Origin of the sequence: Enterococcus avium, assembly GCF_002891025.1 — a bacterium.
GTDB classification, from domain to species: Bacteria; Bacillota; Bacilli; order Lactobacillales; family Enterococcaceae; genus Enterococcus_A; species Enterococcus_A avium.
This window is the reverse complement of sequence record NZ_NBSL01000002.1, coordinates 2,102,361-2,127,684: the sequence shown is the minus strand read 5'-3', so window position 1 is coordinate 2,127,684 and position 25,324 is coordinate 2,102,361. Positions and strand designations below refer to the sequence as shown.

General features: G+C 38.2%; 20 protein-coding genes. 15 read left to right on the top strand and 5 right to left on the bottom strand.

Going from position 1 to position 25,324, the window contains the following annotated elements:
- The first annotated feature begins 56 nt into the window (after positions 1 to 56).
- Complete coding sequence (locus tag AUF14_RS10810) at positions 57 to 833, top strand: DeoR/GlpR family DNA-binding transcription regulator (protein ID WP_016179784.1); 777 nt, start codon at positions 57 to 59, stop codon at positions 831 to 833.
- A gap of 46 nt (positions 834 to 879) precedes the next feature.
- Here the strand turns inward: AUF14_RS10810 and AUF14_RS10805 are convergent, their stop codons facing one another.
- Positions 880 to 1,791: a prenyltransferase gene (locus AUF14_RS10805; protein ID WP_049218734.1), complete on the bottom strand. Its 912-nt coding sequence runs from the start codon at positions 1,789 to 1,791 to the stop codon at positions 880 to 882.
- Positions 1,792 to 2,087: 296 nt separating this feature from the next.
- On the opposite strand from AUF14_RS10805, the gene AUF14_RS10800 reads away from it, so the two are divergent.
- From AUF14_RS10800 to AUF14_RS10775, 7 genes are all read left to right on the top strand, one after another.
- Positions 2,088 to 3,401 carry an NCS2 family permease gene (locus tag AUF14_RS10800; protein ID WP_049218732.1) on the top strand — a complete coding sequence of 438 codons (1,314 nt, stop codon included), beginning with the start codon at positions 2,088 to 2,090 and terminating at the stop codon, positions 3,399 to 3,401.
- A 407-nt stretch (positions 3,402 to 3,808) separates the two neighbouring features.
- Positions 3,809 to 4,513: a helix-turn-helix domain-containing protein gene (locus tag AUF14_RS10795; protein ID WP_016179787.1), complete on the top strand. Its 705-nt coding sequence runs from the start codon at positions 3,809 to 3,811 to the stop codon at positions 4,511 to 4,513.
- 235 nt (positions 4,514 to 4,748) lie between these two features.
- The gene (locus tag AUF14_RS23105) at positions 4,749 to 4,883 is read left to right on the top strand and encodes a hypothetical protein (RefSeq protein WP_256137782.1); all 135 of its coding nucleotides are present in this window, start codon (positions 4,749 to 4,751) and stop codon (positions 4,881 to 4,883) included.
- Between the two features lie 959 nt (positions 4,884 to 5,842).
- The gene (locus AUF14_RS10790) at positions 5,843 to 6,496 is read left to right on the top strand and encodes a hypothetical protein (RefSeq protein WP_016179789.1); all 654 of its coding nucleotides are present in this window, start codon (positions 5,843 to 5,845) and stop codon (positions 6,494 to 6,496) included.
- Positions 6,497 to 6,563: 67 nt separating this feature from the next.
- Complete coding sequence (locus AUF14_RS10785) at positions 6,564 to 7,262, top strand: helix-turn-helix domain-containing protein (RefSeq protein WP_016179790.1); 699 nt, start codon at positions 6,564 to 6,566, stop codon at positions 7,260 to 7,262.
- A 254-nt stretch (positions 7,263 to 7,516) separates the two neighbouring features.
- Positions 7,517 to 9,028: a glutamate:gamma-aminobutyrate antiporter gene (gene gadC, locus AUF14_RS10780; RefSeq protein WP_016179791.1), complete on the top strand. Its 1,512-nt coding sequence runs from the start codon at positions 7,517 to 7,519 to the stop codon at positions 9,026 to 9,028.
- Positions 9,029 to 9,056: 28 nt separating this feature from the next.
- Entirely contained in the window at positions 9,057 to 10,457 is a 1,401-nt protein-coding gene (locus tag AUF14_RS10775) for a glutamate decarboxylase (RefSeq protein WP_016179792.1), read from the top strand.
- A gap of 19 nt (positions 10,458 to 10,476) precedes the next feature.
- Here the strand turns inward: AUF14_RS10775 and AUF14_RS10770 are convergent, their stop codons facing one another.
- Positions 10,477 to 11,940: a helix-turn-helix domain-containing protein gene (locus AUF14_RS10770; protein ID WP_016179793.1), complete on the bottom strand. Its 1,464-nt coding sequence runs from the start codon at positions 11,938 to 11,940 to the stop codon at positions 10,477 to 10,479.
- 647 nt (positions 11,941 to 12,587) lie between these two features.
- Here AUF14_RS10770 and pflB point away from each other — a divergent pair.
- A complete protein-coding gene (gene pflB, locus AUF14_RS10765; protein ID WP_016179794.1) occupies positions 12,588 to 14,885 on the top strand; it encodes a formate C-acetyltransferase in 2,298 nt (765 codons plus the stop codon).
- A gap of 178 nt (positions 14,886 to 15,063) precedes the next feature.
- A complete protein-coding gene (locus tag AUF14_RS10760) occupies positions 15,064 to 16,473 on the top strand; it encodes a L,D-transpeptidase family protein (RefSeq protein WP_227656340.1) in 1,410 nt (469 codons plus the stop codon).
- Positions 16,474 to 16,614: 141 nt separating this feature from the next.
- On the opposite strand, the gene AUF14_RS10755 is transcribed toward AUF14_RS10760, so the two are convergent.
- Positions 16,615 to 17,310 carry a Crp/Fnr family transcriptional regulator gene (locus AUF14_RS10755; RefSeq protein ID WP_370447994.1) on the bottom strand — a complete coding sequence of 232 codons (696 nt, stop codon included), beginning with the start codon at positions 17,308 to 17,310 and terminating at the stop codon, positions 16,615 to 16,617.
- A 216-nt stretch (positions 17,311 to 17,526) separates the two neighbouring features.
- Between AUF14_RS10755 and AUF14_RS10750 the strand changes: the two genes are divergently transcribed.
- Positions 17,527 to 17,817 carry a hypothetical protein gene (locus tag AUF14_RS10750; RefSeq protein WP_034875605.1) on the top strand — a complete coding sequence of 97 codons (291 nt, stop codon included), beginning with the start codon at positions 17,527 to 17,529 and terminating at the stop codon, positions 17,815 to 17,817.
- A 12-nt stretch (positions 17,818 to 17,829) separates the two neighbouring features.
- The gene (locus AUF14_RS10745; RefSeq protein WP_016179800.1) at positions 17,830 to 19,017 is read left to right on the top strand and encodes an MFS transporter; all 1,188 of its coding nucleotides are present in this window, start codon (positions 17,830 to 17,832) and stop codon (positions 19,015 to 19,017) included.
- Between the two features lie 52 nt (positions 19,018 to 19,069).
- On the opposite strand, the gene AUF14_RS10740 is transcribed toward AUF14_RS10745, so the two are convergent.
- On the bottom strand, positions 19,070 to 19,888 hold the full coding sequence (locus AUF14_RS10740; protein WP_102866035.1) for a hypothetical protein: 819 nt from the start codon (positions 19,886 to 19,888) through the stop codon (positions 19,070 to 19,072).
- A gap of 296 nt (positions 19,889 to 20,184) precedes the next feature.
- On the opposite strand from AUF14_RS10740, the gene AUF14_RS10735 reads away from it, so the two are divergent.
- Positions 20,185 to 21,231 carry an aspartate-semialdehyde dehydrogenase gene (locus AUF14_RS10735; protein WP_016179802.1) on the top strand — a complete coding sequence of 349 codons (1,047 nt, stop codon included), beginning with the start codon at positions 20,185 to 20,187 and terminating at the stop codon, positions 21,229 to 21,231.
- Positions 21,232 to 21,478: 247 nt separating this feature from the next.
- On the opposite strand, the gene sstT is transcribed toward AUF14_RS10735, so the two are convergent.
- Positions 21,479 to 22,714: a serine/threonine transporter SstT gene (sstT, locus tag AUF14_RS10730; protein WP_016179803.1), complete on the bottom strand. Its 1,236-nt coding sequence runs from the start codon at positions 22,712 to 22,714 to the stop codon at positions 21,479 to 21,481.
- A gap of 362 nt (positions 22,715 to 23,076) precedes the next feature.
- Between sstT and AUF14_RS10725 the strand changes: the two genes are divergently transcribed.
- Both AUF14_RS10725 and AUF14_RS10720 read left to right on the top strand, forming a co-directional pair.
- A complete protein-coding gene (locus AUF14_RS10725; RefSeq protein WP_016179804.1) occupies positions 23,077 to 24,756 on the top strand; it encodes a ribonuclease J in 1,680 nt (559 codons plus the stop codon).
- Between the two features lie 92 nt (positions 24,757 to 24,848).
- Positions 24,849 to 25,085: a hypothetical protein gene (locus AUF14_RS10720; RefSeq protein WP_225844341.1), complete on the top strand. Its 237-nt coding sequence runs from the start codon at positions 24,849 to 24,851 to the stop codon at positions 25,083 to 25,085.
- Positions 25,086 to 25,324 lie beyond the last annotated feature (239 nt).

Sequence of the window (25,324 nt, the reverse complement as noted above, 5' to 3'; positions counted from 1 at the left end):
TGCTTCCATTTTCAGTTTCTTTTATAATGAAACAAAACGCAAAAAGGTGATAAAAAATGGACGAGCAATTGTATGCAGAAGAAAGAAAGCAATCAATCGTAAATATCGTAAATGAAAAAAATCGGATGCAGGTTGCTGAGTTAGCAGATTTATTCAACGTAACGGGTTCAACGATTCGCAACGATTTGCGAGAGCTGGAGAATGAAGGCTTAGTAACTCGAACACATGGCGGGGTAATCAAGCGTGATTTTCAACGCAGTGTTGAGATCATTCCCAAAAGCCGCGAATTTACCAATGAAAAATACCGAATCGCAGAACGAGCGGTGCGCTTGATTGAAGAAAATGATATTTTAGCGATTGATACAGGGACTTCTTGCAGAGCTTTTGCTGAAAAATTGATCAACAGTTCCTTGAAGCGTTTGACGATCTTGACCTATGATTTGGAGATTGGCTTGCTGCTAAGTGAAAAAACCAATTATCAAGTACAAGTCATTGGCGGCGCGATTCGCAATGGTTATCCATATGTATCAGGCAGCTCTGTGGCACTTGGTTTGGCTGGCTTTTCAGTCGATAAGGTTATCTTAGGAACGACCTCCTTTGATAAAAGCTATGGGTATTCGACACCAAATTACGAAACAGCAGAGATGAAAAAGAGTTTGATGAATATTGGACGGATAAAAATCGTATTGTGCGAGTCCAGCAAGATCAATCAACGCAGCTTTAAGCAGTTTGCTAAGCCTGATGAATGTGATTACTTAATTACAGATGCACAGATTACCAGTGATCAGCAGAGTGATATCAATGCGTTGAATATCAATTTATTAATGGTATAGAAGAAAGCCTGTTTACTCCCGTATCGGAAGTTAAACAGGCTTTTTACTATGCAAACAGGGAACCAATAAAATAAAGAACAGGGTAAATCACCATGATTGCAGACATTGCTTTTAAGACGATTGGAAAAGTTGTCTTTTTATCTTGCAGCGTGCGATATTTTTTCAAGCTTTGCCAATTTTTAGGAAAAAGGAAGAGTAGAAATAGGACTGTCCAAGGTGCTAAACCAGTGATAACCAAGATAGCCAACCAGATAAAGCTGAATACGTAGATGGTTAATAAGAGCTTCACGGCGGCTGGTTTGCCTAAATAATATACCAGCGTTTTCCGATGGTTTTCGATGTCTTCCTCCAAATCACATGTGTTGTTGGCCAATAAGTTATTAAACATCATCAATACCAGCGGCAAACTGATCAAGAAAACCTTACCAATCATCGCAAACGTGATGACCTGCGTTTGGTAAACCGCTAAATAATAGCTCACCACAGTAATAAAGAAGCCACTTGCCGTACCAGTTAGTGCCTCAGCGATTGGCAGGCTGTTTAAAGGCCGTCGACCATAGGAATAAAACAACCCAATATAGAAACCAATCACACCTAAAACTCCAATTACCCAATTTGTTCGCCAAACTAATATTAATCCTAATATGAAAGAAATAATCAGATTAAATAGATAAAAGTTTCGCACAAAACGCAGATCCAAATGATCGCGTCCAATAATATTGGTGTGCTGTTTGTAGTTTTCATCAGAAGCATTTCGATAATCCATGTAGTGATTAAAAACATTGACGGTAATGTGGAACATGACGATGATCAAAACGAATAGAAAAAATTCTGGATTGAGTGAGCTGTTAAGCTGAAATTTCGCAATCGCGTAGCCGAGTAAAATAATAAAAAGATTTAATGGAGCAGTATAAATTTCCGACAGCTCCCAAAATTGCTTAAAGGTTAGTTGTTTCAAGATGATTCTCCTTTTTTAATGTATTTGTCAAAAAATCAGTTTTCGATCAAGTAGAAGATAAAAACTAGATCAACCATTTTCAAAAATAGCGAGCTTTGAGAATTTTGTCCAATAGTTTGTTTAAGCCAAGGGAAAGGGTTTCAATAGAAGTCGTTGTTTTTTTCGTTAATGTTCGTGTTTTAATCTATTTATATATTATTGTTTACTTATTATCTGCTTTATTATATGATTATCCTCGTTGTTTGGAAAAACAAGCTATTATTTTACGAACATTTTTAGAATATAGGAGGAGTATCATGAAAGGAAAATTAAATTCCTATTTTGAACTTGAAAAATTGAACACTACAGTAAAAAAAGAAATTTTGGCGGGTTTTACCACCTTTATTTCGATGGCATATATTCTCTTTGTTAACCCAAGCGTATTGGGCGCGTCAGGAATGGACGAAGGCGCAGTCTTTACTGCTACAGCCTTGGCAAGTGCATTAGGGTGTATCCTGATGGGCGTCTTAGCTCGCTATCCGATCGCAACGGCTCCCGCATTAGGGATCAACGCTTTCTTCGCTTATTCTGTCTGCATTGGAATGGGGATTCGCTGGGAAACAGCGTTAGCTGGTGTTTTCGTGGCATCCTTGATTTTTATCTTAATCACTATTTTTAAATTACGGGAAATGATCATTGATGCGATTCCAGCAGACTTGAAATATGCGATTTCTGGTGGGATTGGTTTATTCATCGCCTTTTTAGGATTGAGCGAAGGCGGCATTATCGTGGCGAATAAGTCCACCTTGGTTGGGCTAGGCTCAATGAGTGTCGGCACCACTTGGTTAACGATCTTTGGTTTGATCGTGACTGCAATTCTGATGGTACGTCGCGTGCCGGGAGGAATCTTTATCGGTATGGTGGCAACGACATTATTAGGATTAGTCACAGGATTGATTCAAGCACCAACACAGATTATTTCGGCAGCACCTAGTTTGAAGCCAACCTTCCTAGTTGCTTTAAAGCATGTAAAAGATATCAACACGCTTCAGCTTTGGGTGGTTGTATTGACCTTCTTATTAGTAACCTTCTTTGATACGGCCGGCACCTTAGTTGGGTTAGCTAATCAGGCGGGCTTTATGAAGGACAATAAAATGCCGCGAGTCGGCAAGGCCTTGGCATCAGATTCTACGGCGATGTTAGCTGGATCACTGCTAGGAACCTCACCAGTAGGAGCCTATGTAGAATCCTCAGCAGGGATTGCAGTTGGTGGACGTTCTGGATTAACCGCGATTACAACAGGGGCTTTCTTTATCTTTGGCTTGTTTTTCTCACCACTGCTGTCAGTTGTGACCTCACAGGTTACCGCACCAGCGTTAATTATTGTAGGAGTATTAATGGCTCAATCGTTACGTGAAATTAAATGGGATCAATTAGAGATCGCGATTCCCTCATTTTTGATTCTGATTGGGATGCCGCTGACCTATAGTATTTCTGACGGAATTGCCTTAGGCTTCATTTTTTATCCAATCACGATGATTGCCGCGAAACGTGGGAAAGAAGTTTCTCCGATCATGTATGGACTATTTTTTGTCTTTATCGGCTTCATGTGGATACTAAATGTAAAATAAAATTTAACTGAGTTGTCATTTTTATTTCTATTTCTCCATAAAGTGGAAATTTTATTTTTAATCATATTGTCTTGTTAAAGGACTTAAATGCTATTTTTTTAAGAGTATTAGTCTTACTTTAAGTAATATTGGATATTAAATAGGTAGCGATAGCATTCTTTTGGTTATGACTTTCATCATTAAAACGGTAAGCATATATTTTTATTATTTACAAATTAAAAATTGACCTAAAATTAACAGTATAATATAATCTATCTATATAAATGTTTTTCTATTTTAAGGCATTAAATGATATTTCGGGTTAATTTTCGGATTTTATTAAGGTATGCCTTCAGTGATGCTGGATAGGGCTATTAATATGGAAAAGGTGTTCGCTGGGAAAGAGCAATTTTAAAGGAGATGAAGGTATGCAATTATTACTTCTAACAAAGGTTCCGCTATATGAGGAAAACTTTGAGCGACAATTGAAACAGTTAGGCAACGAGGTATATTGTTCCAGCAATATGTTAACAATGTTAAAAAGAAATTCGTTTGACAAAGCTTTTCTTACTCAATTTGAGGGAATCATTTTTAGCGAGACCATCTATGATATAGAGGCTTATGAGGTAATCAAGCAACTGCCGCAGGCAAACATCAAGCTTTTTCGTCGAGCAGCAGATAGTAATTTTGACAAAGAAGGCTCTTCTCCTTTTGATGCGTGGATTCCAATGAATTCTGATTTGGAACGCGTGCGGGAAATTTTATTGCTTGCTGAATTATCAAGCTTGGCAAGTAAAGATGCCGCACATGTCCAGCAAGTGTCAGTCAAACAAAAATTGTCTGACCTAAATTTGAAGTTGAAACAAAAAGAGATTGTCTACTATTTAATTCAGGCGGGAGACCGAACCGTCCCTCGTGAAGAAATCAGTCGACAAATTTGGGAGAAAGATCCAACGAAGTCTGTTTTAGCAAGTCTTTCGAAGGTTGTTTCAAAGGTTAATGAGAAAATAGGAAATGAATTTGGCGAGGAAGCGATTCAAACTGTTTGGGGTCAAGGATATCGTCTGAACAAAAAGTTTTTTGATTATTTGGAAGATGATTTTGTGCAAGAGCCAACAACGATCGTTCGCTAAATTGTTCTCTGTAAATAAGTATTAGCTTTTTTCCTAACAATCAATACGTTTTTTTGTAGCTATTTATCAAATAAGAATGAAAGTGCTTTTCGTTTCGAATGTGTGAAACGGAAAGGCACTTTTTTTATTTATGTGTATTCGTAAGTGTTATGCAGCCCATTGCCAATAGTGCTTTATATTAATACATTGAAAAATCGTCAAAATATTATAAAAAATTCAGACAGAATAAAGGAGAATGACTTTTTTAGAATTTACTTATAATGAAAAAAAGGAAATCCTAACTGATGAACCAATCAAAGAATCATTACTATTAAGGAATCATTGGATCAAAGAGTATGTAAATGCCATGATTAAGGGCTTTTTTCTTTAGCGAGTCAGGATTATTTATTTCTTATATTAGAATACGTTTCCCAGTTTAGAATCGATGTAAGATGATTAGGAAGTGTGTTATTGGGTAAAATAACTAAAAAAGGATTAAGCTGCTCAAAGGGTTAATTGATAAATATTTATATTTAATGAATAAAAATTTGTTTATGTTATATTTTTAAATTGAGTGGGATTATTATTTTTTTCAAGAAATATATGAAAAATCGATCGACTAACTCTATCCCTCGGAATAGAAAATTCAGTTTTTGATTTGTCATAAATACAAATGTAGTTAGAACATCATAGGAATTAACGGGGGTATTATTTTAAAGGAATGATTATCATGTAGCTATTTATATTGGTTTTCCAGAAATTATTATGATGAATTTGAAATATTTTTGCTAAATGTGTAATTGGTTAAAAATTTCGATGAGCAAAAATGATTTTAAAAAAAAGGTTTCGCAAAAAGTTAATATACTGTTGATTTATTATAAAAAATATTTTATAATTTTTTAAAAATAGATGTATAATAAAACATAAAAATTATTTATTTAAAATAAAAATAATTATTATACTTTTTGAATTAGAATTACCTTGAAGACTTTTACAAGTTATATAACTAAGAGGATTGCTGATGGCTTTTTGCAGATATGTTCGAGTTTTCGTAATGTTAGCAAATTCAAAATGATAACAATTAAGTGGTCAAACTACATTCGAGAGTAAATATAGGATATATCTGTTTATTTCTATATGAAGGTATCAGATGGAGAATAAGGAGAGATTTTAGGAGAAATAGCGCAAAAATCAATAGTTAGTAAATAGAAGATAAGCTTCTGATGGTTTTGTTACGAGAGAAGGTTCACTCAGAAAAAGCAAGACGGTTTTACATAATAAGTCAAAAAACATACATATAGAAGCAGCTATCTTTTGATCTTAATCACAAAGAAGAGAGATGAGACCAGCATGGGAAATTTTGATGTTTTTAGTGTAACTGATAATAGCAAAGAACAATTGTTGGATAAGGTTGACGATTTGGAGATACAGAACAAGGAACTCCTGGAGCAAATCGAAAAACTGGAAGGGATACGCGGTGCACTAGAGGAAAAAGTTTCAGCATACCGCTGTCGACTAAAAGAAGTGACAAAGAAGCTAGAGGATCATCCTATCTTTTTATCTAGAGATATCGTTGTCTATCATAATAAGGACAATCTAGAAAGGCGTCGCTTTGTCCTTCATAGAAAATCAAAGCGTCAGCAGGCAAGCGCATGTGGTGATTCTTCTAGAAAAACGATGGAGATCAATGATTTACAGGAGAAATATGAACATCTTTTAGAACAATATATGTTTGAGTGTGATCGGAGTGAACAATTGTTTGATTATCTGTTTCATCAGGAAAACGATGCTACTTTGGAATTATTTGTTAAAGCGGATGCTGCAGACACATTGTTAGCTGCTGCGACAACCAGTCGTAAGATTATTCAACAGGCAGAGGAACAGGCAAAATATATTGAGTCGAGTCTAATGGAACGTTTGAATAGTGTATTGAAGCAAAAGAACAATATACCGCAAGAGATTATTGATGATGTAAAAGAGAGTCTTCGTTGTTTAGAAAACTAAATGAACTTTCGACAGTGGAGTTAACGGGTGTAAAAGTGGAAATGAGTAAAGATGGGAGTGTAGGACGATGAAAAAAGTAATTATTCTTACTAGAAATATTATCATCGAGCAAGAGTTTCAAAATGAACTGCAACGATTAGACTATGAAGTTTTTGTCTTAAAAGAATTTTTTGATGTGGATAAACCTAATTATTTTGAAGATATTTTATCACTATTTGATATTGTCATCTTTAGTGAAACATTGACAAATCAGGAATTTAATGAAATATTGCCCATTGTTTTGGAAAAGGATTTGCATTATTTACGGCGTACGGATGAACCCGTACCTAATATTGATGAAAGCCATTGTTTATCGATTGATTGTACGCTAACGGAACTAAGAGAATTCTTGCTGTTAAGCGATAAGCGTGGAGGGCATCAAGAGTCGATTTCTAAAGGACTCGTCAGACAATCTGAAATGAAGAAACAAGACTTAGTTCTTTTCTATAGTTCATTGAATAATATTGAAAAGAAAATTATCAGTGCACTGGCAGAGGGCAGCGGAAAGATCATTTCCAGAGATGAGCTGTGTAATAAGGTTTGGAACAACGAAGTCAGCAAATCGCGTTTGGTCCAAATGTCTACGGCAGTAGGAAATATTCGTAAGAAAATCGCTCACGCCCACATCGATAATGTTCGGATTATTACGTATTGGGGAAATGGCTATCGTCTCCATGATGTTCCGAATGGCTTGATGAATGAGCATATTAAGGAATACAGTATGTAGTTAAAAGTTAAAAGCCTCAGCTTTCTCCTATCACAGGAAGAGGGCTAGGGCTTTTTTTGTTGGAAAAAATTCCATATTTTTTTAGGTTGCTCATGATTGAATGAAAAAAATCTAGAAAAAAGTCCTCCAAATCCTATATATACTTCTCCTTGTAAGAAAAGAGGTGCCTAAAATGATTTATCAATATTCTTTGAAATATTTTTCCTGAATCATTCATTGCTAATTAATTAATGAAAAGAGAAAGAAGCGTTTCTATGAATCAGAAAAAATTATCTTTATTTGGCTTTTTTGCATTGACGGCTTCGATGGTCTTAACGGTGTACGAATATCCGACCTTTGCTACTTCGAAGCTGCACCTGGTTTTCTTTTTATTGCTAGGTGGCATTTTATGGTTTTTGCCGGTGGCGTTATGTGCAGCAGAGATGTCCACGGTGGAAGGTTGGCAAAACGGTGGGATCTTTAGTTGGGTCAGCCAAACGTTAGGTGAGCGATTTGGCTTTGCTGCGATCTTCTTTCAGTGGTTTCAAATTACTGTTGGCTTCGTGACCATGATTTATTTCATTTTAGGTGCGCTGTCCTATGTATTGAATTTTCAAGCACTGAATACAGACCCTTTATTGAAATATATCGGTTTACTAGTCATTTTCTGGGGGCTGACCTTCTCGCAATTAGGCGGAACACAACGAACGGCAAAAATTGCGAAAGCAGGATTTGTGGTCGGTATCCTTATTCCGTCCGTCATTTTATTTGGGTTGGCAGCGGCTTACTTCATTGGAGGAAATCCTATCGAAATTGCTATTAGTAAAAAAGCATTCATCCCAGATTTTTCACAGTTATCAACTTTAGTCGTTTTTGTCTCCTTCATTTTGGCTTATATGGGTGTTGAGGCATCCGCTTCCCATATCAATGAATTGGAAAATCCCAAGAGAAATTACCCGTTAGCGATGATCTTATTGGTTATCCTAGCCATTGCCTTAGATGCGATCGGCGGCTTCTCTGTAGCTGCAGTGATTCCCCAAAAAGAATTATCCTTAAGCGCTGGAGTGATCCAAACATTCCAATCATTGATTTTGCATTTTAACAGTCATTTAGGCTGGCTGGTTAAAGTCATTGCTTTGATGATCGCTTTTGGTGTGATGGGTGAAGTAAGTTCATGGGTAGTTGGTCCTTCTCGCGGGATGTTTGCGGCAGCACAGCGTGGGCTATTGCCTAACTTTTTACGTAAGACCAACACGCATGGGGTTCCTGTGCCATTAATTATGATCCAAGGCGTGATCGTCACAATCTGGGGTGCAGTATTGACCTTTGGCGGCGGTGGAAATAATCTATCCTTCCTCGTTGCGATTTCGTTAACGGTAGTGATTTACTTGGTCGGCTATCTTTTATTCTTTATCGGTTATTTTGTTTTGGTATATAAAAAGCAAGAGTTGAAACGAACCTATAACGTCCCTGGAAAAAAAATTGGAAAGACAATCATTGCTGGTGTCGGACTACTATTATCAGTTTTTGCTTTGTTGATTTCCTTTGTTCCTCCAGCTTCCATTGCTAAGAACGAAGATCGAACTTACCAAGTGATTTTATTGATTAGTTTTGTGATCACGGTAGTTTTACCGTTTATTATTTATGAATTGCACGACAAGCATGGACACACAACGATCGAGGAGCCTGTTCACATGAAAGCAGGAGATGTGAATGGAGCGATCTATCCAGCAGCTCGTGGAGAACATCAAATTGTTCAAAAAGAAGAGCACACATTGAAACATTAAATAAAGACATTTTTAGGAGGATTTACTCATGTTATATGGAAAAGAAAATCGTGATGAAGCAGAATATTTGGAACCAATTTTTGGTTCAGAAAGTGAACAAGTTGATCTGCCAAAATATAAATTGAATCAAGCATCAATCGAACCACGGATCGCTTATCAATTAGTTCAGGATGAAATGCTGGATGAAGGGAATGCCCGTTTAAATTTAGCGACATTTTGTCAAACCTATATGGAACCAGAAGCAGTGAAGCTAATGAGTCAAACGTTAGAAAAAAATGCGATTGATAAATCAGAATATCCTCGCACAACAGAAATCGAAAATCGCTGCGTGAATATGATCGCTGATCTTTGGAATGCCAGTGAGAACGAAAAATTTATGGGAACGTCAACCATTGGTTCTTCGGAAGCGTGTATGCTAGGCGGCATGGCAATGAAATTTGCTTGGCGTAAACGTGCGGAAAAGCTAGGATTGGATCTCAATGCGAAAAAACCGAACTTAGTTATTTCATCTGGTTACCAAGTTTGCTGGGAAAAATTCTGTGTCTATTGGGATATTGAAATGCGGGAAGTGCCATTAGACCAAGAACATATGTCGATCAATTTAAATAAGGTAATGGACTATATTGATGAGTATACTATTGGAATTGTCGGTATCATGGGAATTACTTATACTGGGCGTTATGATGATATTAAAGGACTAAATGACTTAGTCGAAGAATACAATAAACAAACCGATTATAAGGTCTATATTCATGTGGACGCTGCTTCTGGTGGTTTTTACGCACCTTTTACTGAACCTGATTTAGTTTGGGACTTCCGATTGAAGAATGTCATCTCAATCAATTCATCTGGTCATAAGTATGGATTGGTTTACCCAGGTGTCGGCTGGGTTCTATGGCGTGATCAACAATATTTGCCAAAAGAATTAATCTTCAAAGTCAGCTATTTAGGTGGGGAGCTGCCAACGATGGCGATTAATTTTTCTCATAGTGCCGCACAATTAATTGGTCAATATTATAATTTTGTACGATACGGTTTTGATGGCTACAAGGCTATTCATGAACGTACCCATAAAGTAGCACTGTATTTAGCCAAAGCAATTGAAGAAACCGGATTGTTTGAAATCGTCAATGATGGGTCTCAACTACCAATTGTTTGTTATAAATTAAAAGAAGATCCAACACGCGAATGGACCTTGTATGATTTGGCAGACCGTCTGTTAATGAAAGGCTGGCAAGTGCCCGCTTATCCATTACCTCAAAATCTGGAAAAAGAAATCATTCAACGTCTGGTCATTCGAGCTGATTTTGGTATGAACATGGCGTGTGATTATGTTCAAGACATGCAAGAAGCAATTGACGCTTTGAATCAAGCGCATGTGGTTTATCATAAAAAAGCAGAAATCAAAACATATGGATTTACTCATTAAAAAGAAGCCTGAAGGAAAATTATTCTTTCAGGCTTCTTTCGTATGGACGAGCGAGTTGGTTGATCTCAATACAGGTTTGATCGATTGTTTTAGGTGAAACAGGAAAAATTAATGTATTCTCACTGCCTAAGTCCGCCTGGTAAAGTGCGGTGTCACAAACGATGACTCGTCTTGAGCAAAAGAAAGTATCGTCCACTACTTCATTCAAGGTATTATAGATCATCGTGCTAATAAGAAAATGATCATCCAGCAAGGCTTCCAGCTGTTTACGATAATATAAAAAATTGAAATCAGAAGAAGCGACGATATACAATTCGATTTTTTCATCAAAGGTGTTTCTGCGCAGCAGATCGAGGGTTAACGTCATTTTGCGAATGAGATTGTCGTTCCAATGAATAGTTGTTTGGCAAGCAGCAGACCATGTTTCTAAGATTTTTTGCACCTTTTGGTAAATAACCAGCTGTTCTTTATCTAACAGATAAATCAGATCCGGCTGGAAAAGCTGCATGTCTCCCCAGGTAGAACGAATAAAAGGGAGAAAGGCCTTTTTCAAAAGTAATTCATTGTCAGGTGAGATCGTTAGAGAGGAACGTAATTCTTGCAGCAGATTTTCGATTTCAGGATAGCGCTTGATATGATTTTGATACACCACGTCAAAATCTTTTTGCAGCAATTCCAAATTGTTGCAAAGATAATTTCTTGCATTGAAAAGTGAATAAATAAAAAATAGTTCCTCTTCATTAGCGCAAATTGTTGATTTTAAGGTTTTCAAGCCTTCACGTAATAATCCAAATAAAGGTGTTTGCTGTGCGCAGATTTTGTCTTCATCTGAAAAAGTAATGGTCGCTTGTCGGGCACGGTGATTGCTGAGCTGAATGCCTAAAATGATGATTTCTCGCTCGCTTTCCGGGTAATCACGTGCGAAAAAGTGTTCCTCGACATAATCAATCAATTCTTCAGCAGCTGAAGCAATCATTTTATTGAATGGGATGGCGGAACGTTCACCAGTGTATCTTGCGATAGCCAAAAGCAAGTAGCGTAGATCTTTTTCAGGCAGTTTCAGCTGCTGCTTTGAACACGAATAGCCAAGCTCATCAGCAAAATCAAAAATATCTGCTCGAAGCTGATAAATTTTACTAGTCGACAGAAATTCTTTTTCCGCGATCTCAGACCAGTGGGTGTTTCCAATCAAAAAGTCGTTTAGAACACGCAAAAAATCGGAGCGCCGGTAAATCCGTTGCGTTAATTCTAATAATGAATAAGCGGGATCAAAAAATAGTTTGCAGGTATTTCTGGTCCGCTCAAATGAAATAATCTCCTGTGTGAAAGATTCTTTTAGAGCCTCGAGATCGTTAGTAATCGTAGGTGTACAGACGTTTAAACGTTCGGCCATCGCTTGTAAAGTGATTTCTTTCTTTTGGTACAGCTGTTGGCAGAGATAAACCTGACGAAAAATATTTTTTTCAATATACCTTTCTAGCATAAAGTACCTCCTTAGTAACGACACACATATGATTGATATTGTATACCAATTTCGTTGCTTTGAATATTTCTAGGCTAGAGAACTCGTCATTTTTTTAGACTGAAAAATAAAATAATGAAGACGGACGCCTAAAAGGGATCACAATGCTGATTTTAAAATAAATTTAAGTATTTTTATTTAAGAATAATTTTAGTTATTAAAAAACTTTAGAATAGAGCTGAACTTAGTAACTGACGGGTTAATTAAACTATTGAATAACAGTGAAAACCTTTTTTTAGTGAATTAGAATGAACTGCTAGAATAATGAGACAAAATTTTTTTGAAAGAAATTTTTGTCGATTATGAGAGTTTGAGGGGAGAAATATTTCACAAGCCCGTCTGTATTAGTTCTCTGTTTTTCAGTCAACAAACGGTTGTAAATTGTATATTACTGAGCAAATTCTCGTATCAAGTAGAAACTGTCATTATCAATTACATCATCTGTTATAGTGAAAAGTGTAACAGGTCATGGTATTTGATAAGATAATTATCATTATTTTAAAAGGTTTTGTAGAGATAAGAAGTCAAAAAAGCCCTTTCTTAAAACTGATTCCTTTGTTATAATCATTTTAAATTAATTTGAAACTATTTAACAAGGGAGTGCTATTATGGAAACTACAACAATCAAAAAAACTGTAGAACAAACAGAAAATCCTTGGGAAGGGTTTAACGAGGGCCGCTGGCAGCATGAGGTCAATACGCTAGACTTTATTAAACGAAATTACACAGAGTACAAAGGTGATGACAGCTTTTTAGAAGGCGCAGCTCCGAGTACCGAAAAATTATGGGACAAATTACAAGAGCTTTTTGAAGTTCAGCACAAACAAAACGGCGTTTATGATATGGACAACGACGTGCCCGCGACCATCACTTCCCATGAGCCTGGTTATTTGATCAAGGAAGAAGAAAAGATCGTTGGTTTACAAACCGATGTACCGTTGAAGCAAGCATTTATGCCATTTGGCGGAATCAACATGGCCAACAAAGCCTTAGAATCAAACGGCTATGAAGTAGACGATGAAATGTCTTTCATCTTCAACAAATGGCGCAAGACACACAACCAAGGTGTTTTCGATGCTTATACAGATGAAATGCGCTTAGCTCGCAAAAATAAAATCATCACAGGTCTTCCAGATGCTTATGGTCGTGGCCGTATTATCGGTGACTACCGTCGTGTCGCATTATACGGGATTGATTTCTTGATGAAAGAAAAGAAAAAAGACTGGAAAAACGTCGGCAGTAAAGTAATGACCAATGACGTGATCCAATTACGTGAAGAAGTTTCTGAACAATTCCGCGCATTAGCTGATATGAAGGAAATGGCTGCAAGCTATGGCTATGATATTTCCAAGCCTGCTAAGAATGCTCAAGAAGCAATCCAATGGTTATACTTCGGCTACCTTGCAGCAATCAAATCACAAAATGGTGCCGCAATGTCAATCGGTCGTATTTCAGCGTTCTTAGATATCTATATCCAACGTGATTTAGATCGCGGCTTGATCACTGAATTTGAAGCGCAAGAAATGATCGATCATTTGATTATGAAATTACGTATGGTGAAATTTGCTCGTACGCCTGAGTACAACCAATTATTCTCTGGCTACCCAATCTGGGCGACATTGTCATTAGCAGGGATGAACATGGACGGTTCTTCATTAGTAACGAAAAATGATTTCCGTATCCTTCATACCTTAACAAATATGGGACCTTCACCAGAACCAAACTTGACAGTATTGTACTCATCGCATTTACCAGAAGGCTTCCGTACTTATGCAGCAAAAGTAGCGAAAGAAAGCTCTTCGATCCAATTGGAAAATGACGATCTATTACGTCAATACTGGGGATCTGACGATGCAGCGATTGCTTGCTGTGTATCTGCGACAGTTATCGGAAAAGACATGCAATTCTTCGGCGCTCGTGCCAACTTGGCTAAAGCAGTGCTTTATGCAATCAACGGCGGCGTTGATGAAATGACGAAGATGCAGGTTGGTCCGCGTTTCCGTCCATTAGAAGGTGACAGCATTGATTTTGATCAATTCATGGAAAGCTACAAAGATGTTTTGGATTGGTTAGCAGAATTATATGTGAATACTTTAAATGTGATTCATTACATGCATGATAAATATGCCTATGAAGCACCACAATTAGCGTTGATGGATACAGATTTGAAACGGACGTTTGCGACCGGTATTGCAGGCATTTCTCACGCAACGGATTCATTGATGGCGATCAAACACGGAAACGTAAAAGTGATCCGTGATGAGGATGGCTTGGCAATTGACTATATTCCGCAAAACGAATTCCCAACATACGGAAATGATAACGACGAAGCAGACGAAATGGCGAACTGGATTCTTGAATACTTCATGACGCAAATCAAACGTCAGCACACGTATCGTGATTCAACACCAACCTTGTCATTGTTGACGATTACTTCAAACGTCGTTTATGGTAAAAATACTGGGAATACACCAGATGGCCGTCGTGCAGGTAAACCATTGGCACCAGGAGCAAACCCAAGCTATCAAGATGGTAAGTTCTTAGGTGAGAAAAACGGTCTGTTGGCTTCATTGAATTCAACTGCGAAATTGAACTACTCTTGTGCGCAAGACGGTATTTCAGATACACAAACCATCAATCCAGGCGCATTAGGCCGGACAGATGACGAAGCAATGCAGATTGACAATCTGCGTCAAGTATTAGATGGCTACTTCGATAAGGGAGGCTACCACTTGAACGTGAATGTCTTTGGTCGTGAATTGCTAGAGGAAATGGACAAAGATATTGATAATCCTAAATATGCGAACTTTACCATTCGGGTATCCGGTTATGCCGTGAAATTCCGTGACTTAACACCAGAACAACGTCGCGACGTAATCTCACGTACAGACCACACAAAAATGTAAAAATAAAATATTTTTTAGCAAAATAGAATTTTTGAAAGGTTCTGAGGCTCATTATGTAGCCTCAGAACCTCTTTTTTACCAAAAATGTTAAAAATTATTAATAATTGTGATTTTTAAATAAAATATTAGTTGATTGTTCTATACTATTGATAATTATTAAGCAAGTGGGTGATAGTGATTGAAGGAGTATGAAAGTCAATGGGTGGTGCGAATTGTTGGTATCGTTGCGGGGGCAATGGTCTTTTTCATGATTATTTATGCTTACTTTGGTTCACATTTTTATTTTGGGTCGGTCGTGGCGAATGTACCTGTGGGCGGGTTGTCCGTTCAGGCGGCTGAAGAAAAAATTCAGCAAGAAACAAAGCAGGTGGAAATTAAGCTGAAGGGGGAGTATCAAACAATCAAACTTCAAGTCGCTTCGCCGTATAAGATTCAAAAGGATTATTTGAAGAAGAATATTCGCCGAGGAGAATTCAGTCTGCCCATAAAAAAAGGCGCAAAAGATCGATTAGCTGAGGCAATTAACCGCGCCTCCTTTCTCGGGGGAAAAGAAGCGCAAAATGCCAAAATCATTTATACCAATCAAAAATTCGAGATCAAGTCAGAAAAAAGCGGCACAGTGGTAGATTCTACGCGACTGCGCAAGGAACTCTGTGAAGCCTTTGAAGAAGGAACACTACAAACAGAATATGAGTTAGCCAATTATTATCGAGAACCTGAGATTACAACGCAGGATTTGAATCGGCAAAAAATCACCCAGAATTTGGAAATGGTCAGGAAGCGTAAGATAAAACTAAAGCTGAACAAAAAAACCATTCCCCTGACTGAACAGCTGTTGACCGCTTCAGTAGATGATCAGGGAAATTTTGACCAAGAGCTGATAACAGCGTGGGTAGCAGATTTGGAACGGGAATATTCAACGATTTACCAATCGGTGGATTTTACAAATGTCCACGGGCAACATCTGCGTTTTAAAAATGTGGGGAATTACGGCTGGTTTATTGATATTAAACAATCGGCGAAGAGAATCGCTGAAAAACTAAAGGAACCCGATACTAAAGTTATTCAACTGGTACTCAAGGGCGATACAAAAAAACAACCCCTACAGGTTACAAAAAACTACATAGAAGTTGATTTAGATAATCAAAAAATGTACTGCTTTGACAATGGCAAGCTAGTAGTCGAAACGGATGTGATTACAGGCCGCTACAATAAAGGAACGGCAACTGTTCCCGGTTTTCATACGGTGATGGACAAACGGCGAAACGTTGATTTGAGCGGTGTCTTAACAAATGGGGATGGCACCTATAATGTGCCTGTTGATTATTGGATGCCGTTACTAAGCTATGGTCAGACGATTACTGAGATAGGTCTTCATGATACAGATCATAAGCTGCAGTATTTCGGTCAGCCCGGCGCCTTTAAAACGGATTTGGGAAGCTATGGGTGTGTCAATACACCGAAATCTGAAGTGGCGAAAATTTATGAGTATAGTTACATCGGAATGCCTGTTTTTATTTATGGCCATGCTTATGATGACGCGCCAGGTGAATGGGACAAACCAGTAGAGTATGGAACAGAAATCTAAAACAGAGGTTGTACCAGAAGCTATTTCTGGAACACCGTTTATTCAGAAACAGGAGCCATGACAAATCTTTGGTCACGGCTCCTGTTTTTTGTTTTTTGCAAGTTGTAAAAATGATTTCCTGCAAATAAAGCAGTTCAAGCTTTAAAAGATAATATTGTCCTTGATTAGCTCGATATTTTTGATAAATATTTTATGGTCATGCATTTTGATCGCACCACAGGTTTTTAGTTGATGCATGATCCGGCTGACGCTGCTGGCAGCATTGATACCGCAAAAATGGGCAATTTCTTCGTTGGTCACTACGAAGTCGATCAAGACCCCATCTTGGTATTCTATGCCAAATTTGTCGTAAAGGTCATAGATTTGGCTGCATACAGCCCCAAATTTGCCATTCATTAACATTTGCTGAGTTCTCTTCATGGATTTCATCAGCCGTTCTCGGTAATAGTTTTTGACATAGATTTGGAGTTCACGATTTTGATTGATATCTTTCCAAAATTCAACGCGGTCAATCTGGTAGAGTTCGGCCTTTTCGGATTCTATCCGAATATTGAAGGGAGCGTCGATGAATTGAGAGTACTCGTCCTTTAACAATGACACTACTTCGAGTTCATTGATGTATTCCAAATTGAATTCGCGACCATCTCTGGAAACGACACTCGTCTTGATGACGCCGCTTTTCAAAATGTACACATGATGGTCCTGAATTCCTTCATAGAGCAGATACTTTTTGTATTCTTTACTAACGATCGGGAATTTTTTTTGTTCTAAGTAGTTTGTTAAAGCTGTATTATCCAATTTTTCTTTATTCCTTCCATGAATTGTTGAAATTTTCATTGACATTTTATCACAAGTAGACGTTTTGTTTGATTAAAAGGCTAGTTAAAAAAGATAGTAACAAATGTTAATGTCCTTTTTTGTTAAAAAAAATTTACGTCTTTTTTTAATATGAAAGCTGATTTCCCGCTGTTTTTTCTATCCGTATAATCAATCAAGTAAGTCGAACAACCCAAAGCGTGATCAGAAAATTTGAAAGAAAGAGAAGTGTTTATTATGAAAAAATGGACAAGCGCAATGATTGAACGATTGGAATCAGCCTATCAGGTACGATTTGAAAAAGAGGCGGTACTGGTCTTTTTAAATGATGCGTATCAAAATGCGTTGATGTTGAGGAGAGATTATTCGTTTGAAAATGACGAAAGTCTGGCCGCCTTTTTATCAGCTTTTGACTATACGCGGGATTTATTTATTAGTCAGGCGGTGGATCGTTATCCATCAAATTACAATAAGGTCGCAGAAAAAATCTCAACCTTAAAGAAGTTAAATGAGCGTATCGCATATTAATGAGAGTAGGTAATGAAAATTAAGGAAGAAAAGTTATTCAATAAAGGATTTATCACCATCACGATTATCAATTTTGTAGTCTTTTTAGTCTATTACTGTTTTGTTGTGATAACGGCAAAATATGCAACACAAAGCTTAGGGTCAACCACCGCTCAAGCGGGCTTCGCTGTCGGTATTTATATTATCGGTACACTACTGGCACGGTTGTACATTGGCAAGAAATTGGAATTATTCGGCCGACGAGCGGTTTTACGCTATGGGGCATTGTTTTACTTAATCACGACTGCTGCATATTTGATCAGCACCAATATTTTTATTTTAGATGGCGTACGGTTTTTAAATGGCTTTGGTTACGGAGCGGTTTCTACTGCGGCTAATGCGATCGTTACTGCTTATATTCCAGAGGCTAAATATGGGGAAGGAATCAACTATTATGGATTGAGTACCAGCTTAGCAGCAGCGATCGGACCATTTATCGGGTTACTGCTGCTACCGATGGTTGGTTTTAAAGCGATCATCCTTCTTGCGGTGATTCTCGCCTTTGTTACGATGCTGGCCTGCTTCAAATTTGAAGTAAGTAATATCGAATTATCAGAGGAGCATCGTGCTCGAATCAACACCTTTAGCTTAGAAAGTTTTGTTGAACTGAAGGTTTTATTTATTGCGGGAATCGCCTTTTTGATTGGGATCGCCTATTCCAGTGTCCTAGGCTTTTTGTCTATTTATGCCGATCAATTGCACTTAGTTACGGCAGGCGCCTTTTTCTTTGTGGTTTATGCCTTGGTGGTTACTCTCACAAGACCGATGTCTGGAAAAATTTTTGACAAGCATGGAGAAAATTCTGTGATGTATCCAAGCTTTATTTGTTTGACGATTGGCTTGATTCTTTTAGCCTTCACAGGCAATGCTGTTGTCTTGTTAATTGCCGGAGCGTTTGTAGGTTTAGGCTACGGTACTTTTATGGCAAATGGTCAGGCGGTGACCTTGAAGCTGGTTGAAAAGGCTCGAATCGGTGTCGCATTATCGACGTACTTCATTGGTCTTGACTTAGGCTTAGGAGTAGGACCTTATTTATTAGGAGCCATTAAAGGAATCCTAGGGACTTATCAGCATATCTACATCTTCTGTGCGATCATTCCATTGGTTGTAGCGATTTTATACATGATTTTTTATCATCCAAAGAAATCTGTGGATGCGTAAGAAATAGGAACAAAAAAGGCTGTGCCAGCTTGCTTTGGCACAGTCTTTTTTGTTAAATTTTATTCAGTTTTTCATGGATGACTTCGGTTAAATCATAATTCTGGTTTAGTTTGGCATAATAATCGGCTTGCTTTAATAGTTCGATTTTATCGCTGATGTTTTCTTGAATGATCGCTTTTTCGAAAAATAGCTCTTCTAATCCAGTAGTCACGTTTACCTCTAATAAGGTTTGAATACCTTCGTCGCAAAGTGCATTAGCTTTTTTTTGGTTGCCGCGATCGGCGTAGAAGCAAGCTGCCTGGTAATAGGATGGACCTAATTTTAATTTTGTATTCATTTTTTCCTCCATTTGCTCAGCGCGTTCAAAATAGATGCGTGCGCGTTTTTTTTCTTCGTTTACTTGATAACAGGTGGCTAATCCTTTAAGTACTAGCAGTTCATACCTTTTTTCATCACGAAAAAAGGTATAGGCGCGTTGAAAGTAATGGACAGCTTTTTTTGTGTCGCGCTTGTCAAATAAATTTGCGTAAGCGCGAAAATACAATAGATGACCAACGATTCGTGCATTTTGATATGAAATTTTCTTGCCATAGGTATTCAATAAAAACAAAACACTAGAGAACTCTTGACGTAGATGCAGACAACGAACAATATCCAACAAAGAAGTTTCCGTTAAAAGAACTGTATCTGGGAAAGCATGATGGTATGGAACATCCAGTTTCATACAAAGATCGAGAATGACTTCTAAAATGCCTATGTTTTTGTCTTCGATCAACTCTAAGTCAGCCGGAGAACAAATCGTTTTGAAGTCTTCTCGCGCTATACCCGCCTTCTCGCGCTTTTGTCTGATGATATCTCCATTCACGTTCATGATTGACCTCCTACGAATAACGCTTTCATATTAATTCTAAAGCCTTTATTAGAAAACTGCAATAATAATATTCAAAAAAACCCTTTTTTTTAATTTATTTTCCTATAAATTGAATTGAATGTTTATTTTATCTTTGTTATATCATTTATTTAGGTCGAAAAATCATTTTCTTAAATAATCGAATAATTATAATAAGAGCGGCTGGAATCAGAGGGGATTGAAAACAAAAGAACGCTTGCGTTTCAAGGCAAATATGATAAACTGTTAAAATACTATGAAAAGGAAGAGTGATTGTGATGAGAAAAATGAATGTTGCAATTGTCGGCGCGACTGGCGCAGTAGGAACACAAATGATTAAACTATTAGAAAATAGCACCTTGCCCATTGGCACTGTGAAATTTTTGGCTTCGAAGCGCTCCGCTGGGAAGCAACTTTCATTTAAAGGCGAAACTCAAACAATCGAGGAGCTAGTTCCAGATTCATTTGAAGGAATCGATCTGGCCTTATTTTCAGCAGGCGGAGGAATATCGGCCAAATTTGCACCAGAAGCGGTCAAACGCGGAGCGGTTGTAGTAGATAATACGAGTCATTTCCGAATGGACCCTGAAGTACCATTAGTTGTGCCTGAAGTAAATCCTGAAGCTCTGCGGGCTCATAAGGGGATCATTGCTAATCCCAATTGTTCAACGATTCAAATGATGGTGGCGTTAGAGCCGATCCGACAGGCTTATGGGTTAAAACGTGTGCTAGTTTCAACCTATCAGGCGGTATCTGGTGCTGGAAATCAAGCAATGGAAGAGTTGAAGCAGCAAACTCGCGACTTTTTAGCTGAAAAGCCTGTAGATGAGTGGAAAGCAGATATTTTGCCTTGCGGAGGAGATAAAAAACATTACCCGCTGGCCTTTAATGCTTTGCCGCAAATCGATGTATTTACCGATGATGGATACACCAACGAAGAGTGGAAAATGATCAACGAAACGAAAAAGATCATGGAGGACGATTCGATTAAGGTTTCAGCAACCTGTGTACGCATTCCTGTTATGAGCGGACACTCTGAATCCGTTTATATTGAGACGGAGAAAACGGCGACAGTGGATGAAATCCAAGAAGTCATTGCTAAAGCGCCGGGTGCCGTATTAGAGGATGATCCAAGTCAGCAGATCTATCCGCAGGCCTTGAATTGTGTTGGCAAAAAGGAAACGTTTGTCGGACGTATCCGCAAAGATCCAGATGAGGAAAAGGGTGTCCATCTGTGGGTAGTTTCAGATAATCTATTAAAGGGTGCAGCTTGGAATTCCTTGCAAATTGCGGAAACAATGTATGAAATGGGACTTTTAAAGTAAGTGAATAGTCAAATTCTCAGACCTGTGACGTTTGGTGTCGCAGGTTTTTTTTGACATCAAAGGAAGGATTAAATTTTACGGGTCGATTTGAAGACGGAACAGCTTAACGTGCCCTACGATGAATATCCTCACTTGCGATACCTGGAGTAGTATCACAAGTGAGGATATGTTTGGCTGAAAGTTTGTTTTTAGGTGAAGTTAATACAATCAGCGTGTTGGTAGATTTATTTAGAAAACGAAACGGCTTTTATTTATTCGCCAAACGTTCTTTTAAATTTATTTTCTCACCTCGCTTTCGTAGATCATAAAATTCACCGATAGCTGTGAAAAATAAATCATTTGAAGAGTTAACTGCTGTTTCAACAGAATCTTGCACGACACCAATAATGAAACCAACACCAACGACTTGCATGGCAATGTCATTAGAAATTCCAAACAGGCTGCAGGCTAATGGAATTAATAATAATGAACCTCCAGCAATTCCTGAAGCGCCACAAGCAGACAATGCGGATAATACACATAAAATTAACGTTAAACTAAAAGGCACATCGATTCCTAATGTATGAACAGCCGTTAGGGTCATGATAGAGATAGTAATTGCCGCACCTCCCATGTTGATGGTTGCACCTAATGGTAAAGAAATAGAATATGATTCTTTTGTTAACCCTATGCGTTTTGCCAGCATCATATTGATTGGAATATTTGCCGCAGAACTTCGAGTGAAAAATGCTGGAATAGCACTTTCCTTTAAACAAAACCAAACGAGAGGATACGGATTTTGTCTAATTAGTACAAACGCTACTAAAGGATAAACAACTAAATCAACAATCAGCATTGTCCCTACCAGCAAGAGCAGAAGACGCCCATATTGCATTAATCCAGCAAGTCCAGTTGAAGAAACTGACTCAAAGACTAGACCGGCAATACCCAACGGTGCCATAGCGATAATTAGCTGAACAACCCCCGTAATGGCTAGAGAAAATTCATCAATAACTTCCTTAACAGAGTTTTTTCGTGTACGTAAGGCAAAACCAATTAGAGCCGACCAAAATAGAACGCCTAAATAATTTCCCTCAATCATTGCCTGCAATGGATTTTGAACAATGTTATTTAGAATAGTGGTCAATACATCGATTAACGCTTTTGGTGCTTCTTGAGAACCGGAAACTTCTTGCAAGGAAATAGTTAGCGGAAAAAGATAACTAGCTAATACTGCAATTGTTGCGGCTAATAAGGTAGTAAATAAATACAAAGAAATAATTGGCTTAATGTAGGTTTGAGTCGTTGATTGATGCTTTGATATAGAGGCCATGATTAATACAAATACTAATAATGGCGCTACCGCTTTTAAAGCCCCAACAAATAGACTCCCAAATATTGCAATGAAGCTCCATTGAGGAAGAAATATTCCTAATAAGCCTCCAAGGATAATACCTATCACAATTCGCTTGATTAACGAAAGCTGCTTGAAAAAATCTAACAAAACAAGAAACCCCTTTTCATTTTTTAATTATTTTGGCACTATATGGCAATTAAAGTTTAATTGAAATAAAGGGAACCTGCAACCGTTTCTTTAGAACCATTTTTAGCAAATAACAGGCTTGCTAGATTGGTTGGTAACTCTGAGAATCATTTGTACGGTTGAGCATCTCAAGTCAGCGATTTTTTACAGTTGAACGAAGATTTACGTGACAGTTTCATCTAATTCGTCTCTCATTCATTCGGCTTAACTCTCCCTATTTTTAGAAAAACATGTATAATAACTAATGAGTATAGGCACAGACCGTACTGATTACGGGGTCTGAGTAAGCTAATATAGATAAAGAAACTAGAGAGGTGGATATTTTGAGTACAGTCAAAATAATTCCCTTCAGCGGAGTACGTGAAAATGGTAAAAACATGTACGCGGTTGAAGTGGATAATGATATTTTTGTCCTCGATTGCGGACTGAAGTATCCAGAAAATGAACTATTGGGAATCGATGTTGTGATTCCTGATTTTACCTATTTAATTGAAAACGCGGATCGCGTGGCAGGGGTCTTTTTGACTCATGGACATGCAGATGCGATCGGAGCGTTGCCTTATTTCATATCTGAAGTGGCCGTGCCGGTCTTCGGAACTGAATTAACGATTGAGCTGGCAAAACTGAATGTGAATCAAAATGAAGAAAGTAAAGGATTCAAGGATTTTCACGTGATTGATGAGCATACCGAGATTGATTTTGGGACTGCGGTTATCAGCTTCTTCCGGACGACCCATACGATTCCTGATTCTGTCGGGATTAGCTTGAAAACAGCTGAAGGCAGTATCGTATATACTGGTGACTTCAAGTTTGACCCAACATCGATCCCAATGTATGCGACAGATTATCGTCGTTTGGCTGAAATTGGTTCGGAGGGTGTTTTGGCATTGTTGAGTTCTTCATCGAATGCAGAAAATCCAATCCAAGTGGCTTCTGAACGGGAAATCGCCAGTGAAGTCTATGACACCATCAATGAGTGGAACGGACGAATTATCGTAGCGTGTGTTGCCAGCAACCTGCAGCGGGTTCAACAAATTTTAAATGCGGCAGAAAAGGCTGGACGTAAGGTAGTCTTGACTGGACAAGATTTGGATCGCATCATCAAAACAGCGATGCGTTTGAATAAGCTTGAGGTACCAGAAGATATTTTAGTCACAATCAAAGAAATGAAGAAATATCAGCCAGAAGAACTGATCATCTTAGAAACAGGCCGTATGGGCGAACCAATCAAGTCGTTGCAAAAAATGGCCAATCGCTCACATCGCAACTTGAAAATTGAAGACGGCGATTTAGTCTATATCACGACGACGCCAACGATCGCAATGGAAACCACGGTTGCGAAGACGGAGGATATGATCTATCGTGCCGGCGGAATCGTAAAAAGCATCTCTGAGAACTTACGGGTTTCCGGTCATGCCAATCCTCGCGATTTGCAAATGATGATGAATTTCATGTCACCGAAATATTTCATTCCGGTCCAAGGGGAGTATCGTCAATTAGCTGCTCATGCGAGCTTAGCAAATGAAATGGGCATTCCCTTCAAGGATATTTTCATTACTGGCCGCGGAGATGTTTTAGAGTATAAGAATAAGCATATGAGTGCTGCCGGCAGTGTACCAGCGGACAATATCATGATCGACGGAATCGGTGTTGGAGATATTGGCAATATCGTCCTGCGGGATCGTAAAGTTTTATCGGATGACGGGATTTTTGTGGTCGTAGTGACCATTGATCGTAAACTGAAAAAAATCGTCTCTGCCCCGCAGATTACTTCACGTGGCTTTGTCTATATCAAAGCAAGTCGTGATTTGATCAAGGAAAGTGCCGAGATTACCAGCGAGATCGTTGAAAAGCATCTGCATTCCGATGATTTTGAATGGAGTAAATTAAAGCAGGATATTCGTGATCAGTTGAGTCGTCATTTGTTTGAACAAACGAAACGTCGTCCAGTGATCTTGCCGGTTATTATGGAAGCCAATCAACGACGCGGACGCCGCAAATAGTTGAAGCCGTAAACTCTCCAATCAATAAACGATTGGAGAGTTTTTTTAATACTTACTACTCTGTTTTTTTGCCAAAAAGGAGTATGATTAAGGTGTCAGTAAATGTAGAGAGGGCTGGTCATATGTTAGAAAAACCATTAAAGTGTCCAAATTGCGGCACACATTTCTTTGTTGATGAAGTATTGAATGTTCAGGAGCATCCGAAAGAAGCGATGCCGGTTGAATGTCCGAATTGCCACCATATTTATGAAAAAAGGATCACCAACGGCTATTTCATGACTTTTGAAGATCGGGAACATGGAAAATATGAGGAAGAAGCGGGAGAGTAATCTCTCGTTTTTATTTTTGCAATGCGTGTCACATTCATGGCAGCATGAGTGAGCTGTGTCATCCATCCAGCAATTTCTATTGATCGAATTTATAAAAAAGGGCGGGAAATTAAACAGTTCGAGCTACAAGGAAAGTCGATGGTTACTTTGATGGTAACGGTTGACTTCTTTTTTTTCGAACACTCTGTTATACTGGTTTTGCTAAGCTGTACTAATATAATAGATAAATGTTATAGCGG

Excerpts from the sequence above, each read along its gene's own strand:
- AUF14_RS10775 (WP_016179792.1), top strand. The coding sequence starts at position 9,057 with ATGTTATATGGAAAAGAAAATCGTGATGAAGCAGAATATTTGGAACCA.
- AUF14_RS10770 (WP_016179793.1), bottom strand. The coding sequence starts at position 11,940 with ATGCTAGAAAGGTATATTGAAAAAAATATTTTTCGTCAGGTTTATCTC.
- AUF14_RS10750 (WP_034875605.1), top strand. The coding sequence starts at position 17,527 with ATGAAAAAATGGACAAGCGCAATGATTGAACGATTGGAATCAGCCTAT.
- AUF14_RS10795 (WP_016179787.1), top strand. The coding sequence starts at position 3,809 with ATGCAATTATTACTTCTAACAAAGGTTCCGCTATATGAGGAAAACTTT.
- AUF14_RS10740 (WP_102866035.1), bottom strand. The coding sequence starts at position 19,888 with ATGAACGTGAATGGAGATATCATCAGACAAAAGCGCGAGAAGGCGGGT.
- pflB (WP_016179794.1), top strand. The coding sequence starts at position 12,588 with ATGGAAACTACAACAATCAAAAAAACTGTAGAACAAACAGAAAATCCT.
- AUF14_RS10810 (WP_016179784.1), top strand. The coding sequence starts at position 57 with ATGGACGAGCAATTGTATGCAGAAGAAAGAAAGCAATCAATCGTAAAT.
- AUF14_RS10735 (WP_016179802.1), top strand. The coding sequence starts at position 20,185 with ATGAGAAAAATGAATGTTGCAATTGTCGGCGCGACTGGCGCAGTAGGA.
- AUF14_RS10800 (WP_049218732.1), top strand. The coding sequence starts at position 2,088 with ATGAAAGGAAAATTAAATTCCTATTTTGAACTTGAAAAATTGAACACT.
- gadC (WP_016179791.1), top strand. The coding sequence starts at position 7,517 with ATGAATCAGAAAAAATTATCTTTATTTGGCTTTTTTGCATTGACGGCT.
- AUF14_RS10745 (WP_016179800.1), top strand. The coding sequence starts at position 17,830 with ATGAAAATTAAGGAAGAAAAGTTATTCAATAAAGGATTTATCACCATC.
- AUF14_RS10790 (WP_016179789.1), top strand. The coding sequence starts at position 5,843 with ATGGGAAATTTTGATGTTTTTAGTGTAACTGATAATAGCAAAGAACAA.
- AUF14_RS23105 (WP_256137782.1), top strand. The coding sequence starts at position 4,749 with ATGACTTTTTTAGAATTTACTTATAATGAAAAAAAGGAAATCCTAACT.
- AUF14_RS10785 (WP_016179790.1), top strand. The coding sequence starts at position 6,564 with ATGAAAAAAGTAATTATTCTTACTAGAAATATTATCATCGAGCAAGAG.
- AUF14_RS10755 (WP_370447994.1), bottom strand. The coding sequence starts at position 17,310 with ATGAAAATTTCAACAATTCATGGAAGGAATAAAGAAAAATTGGATAAT.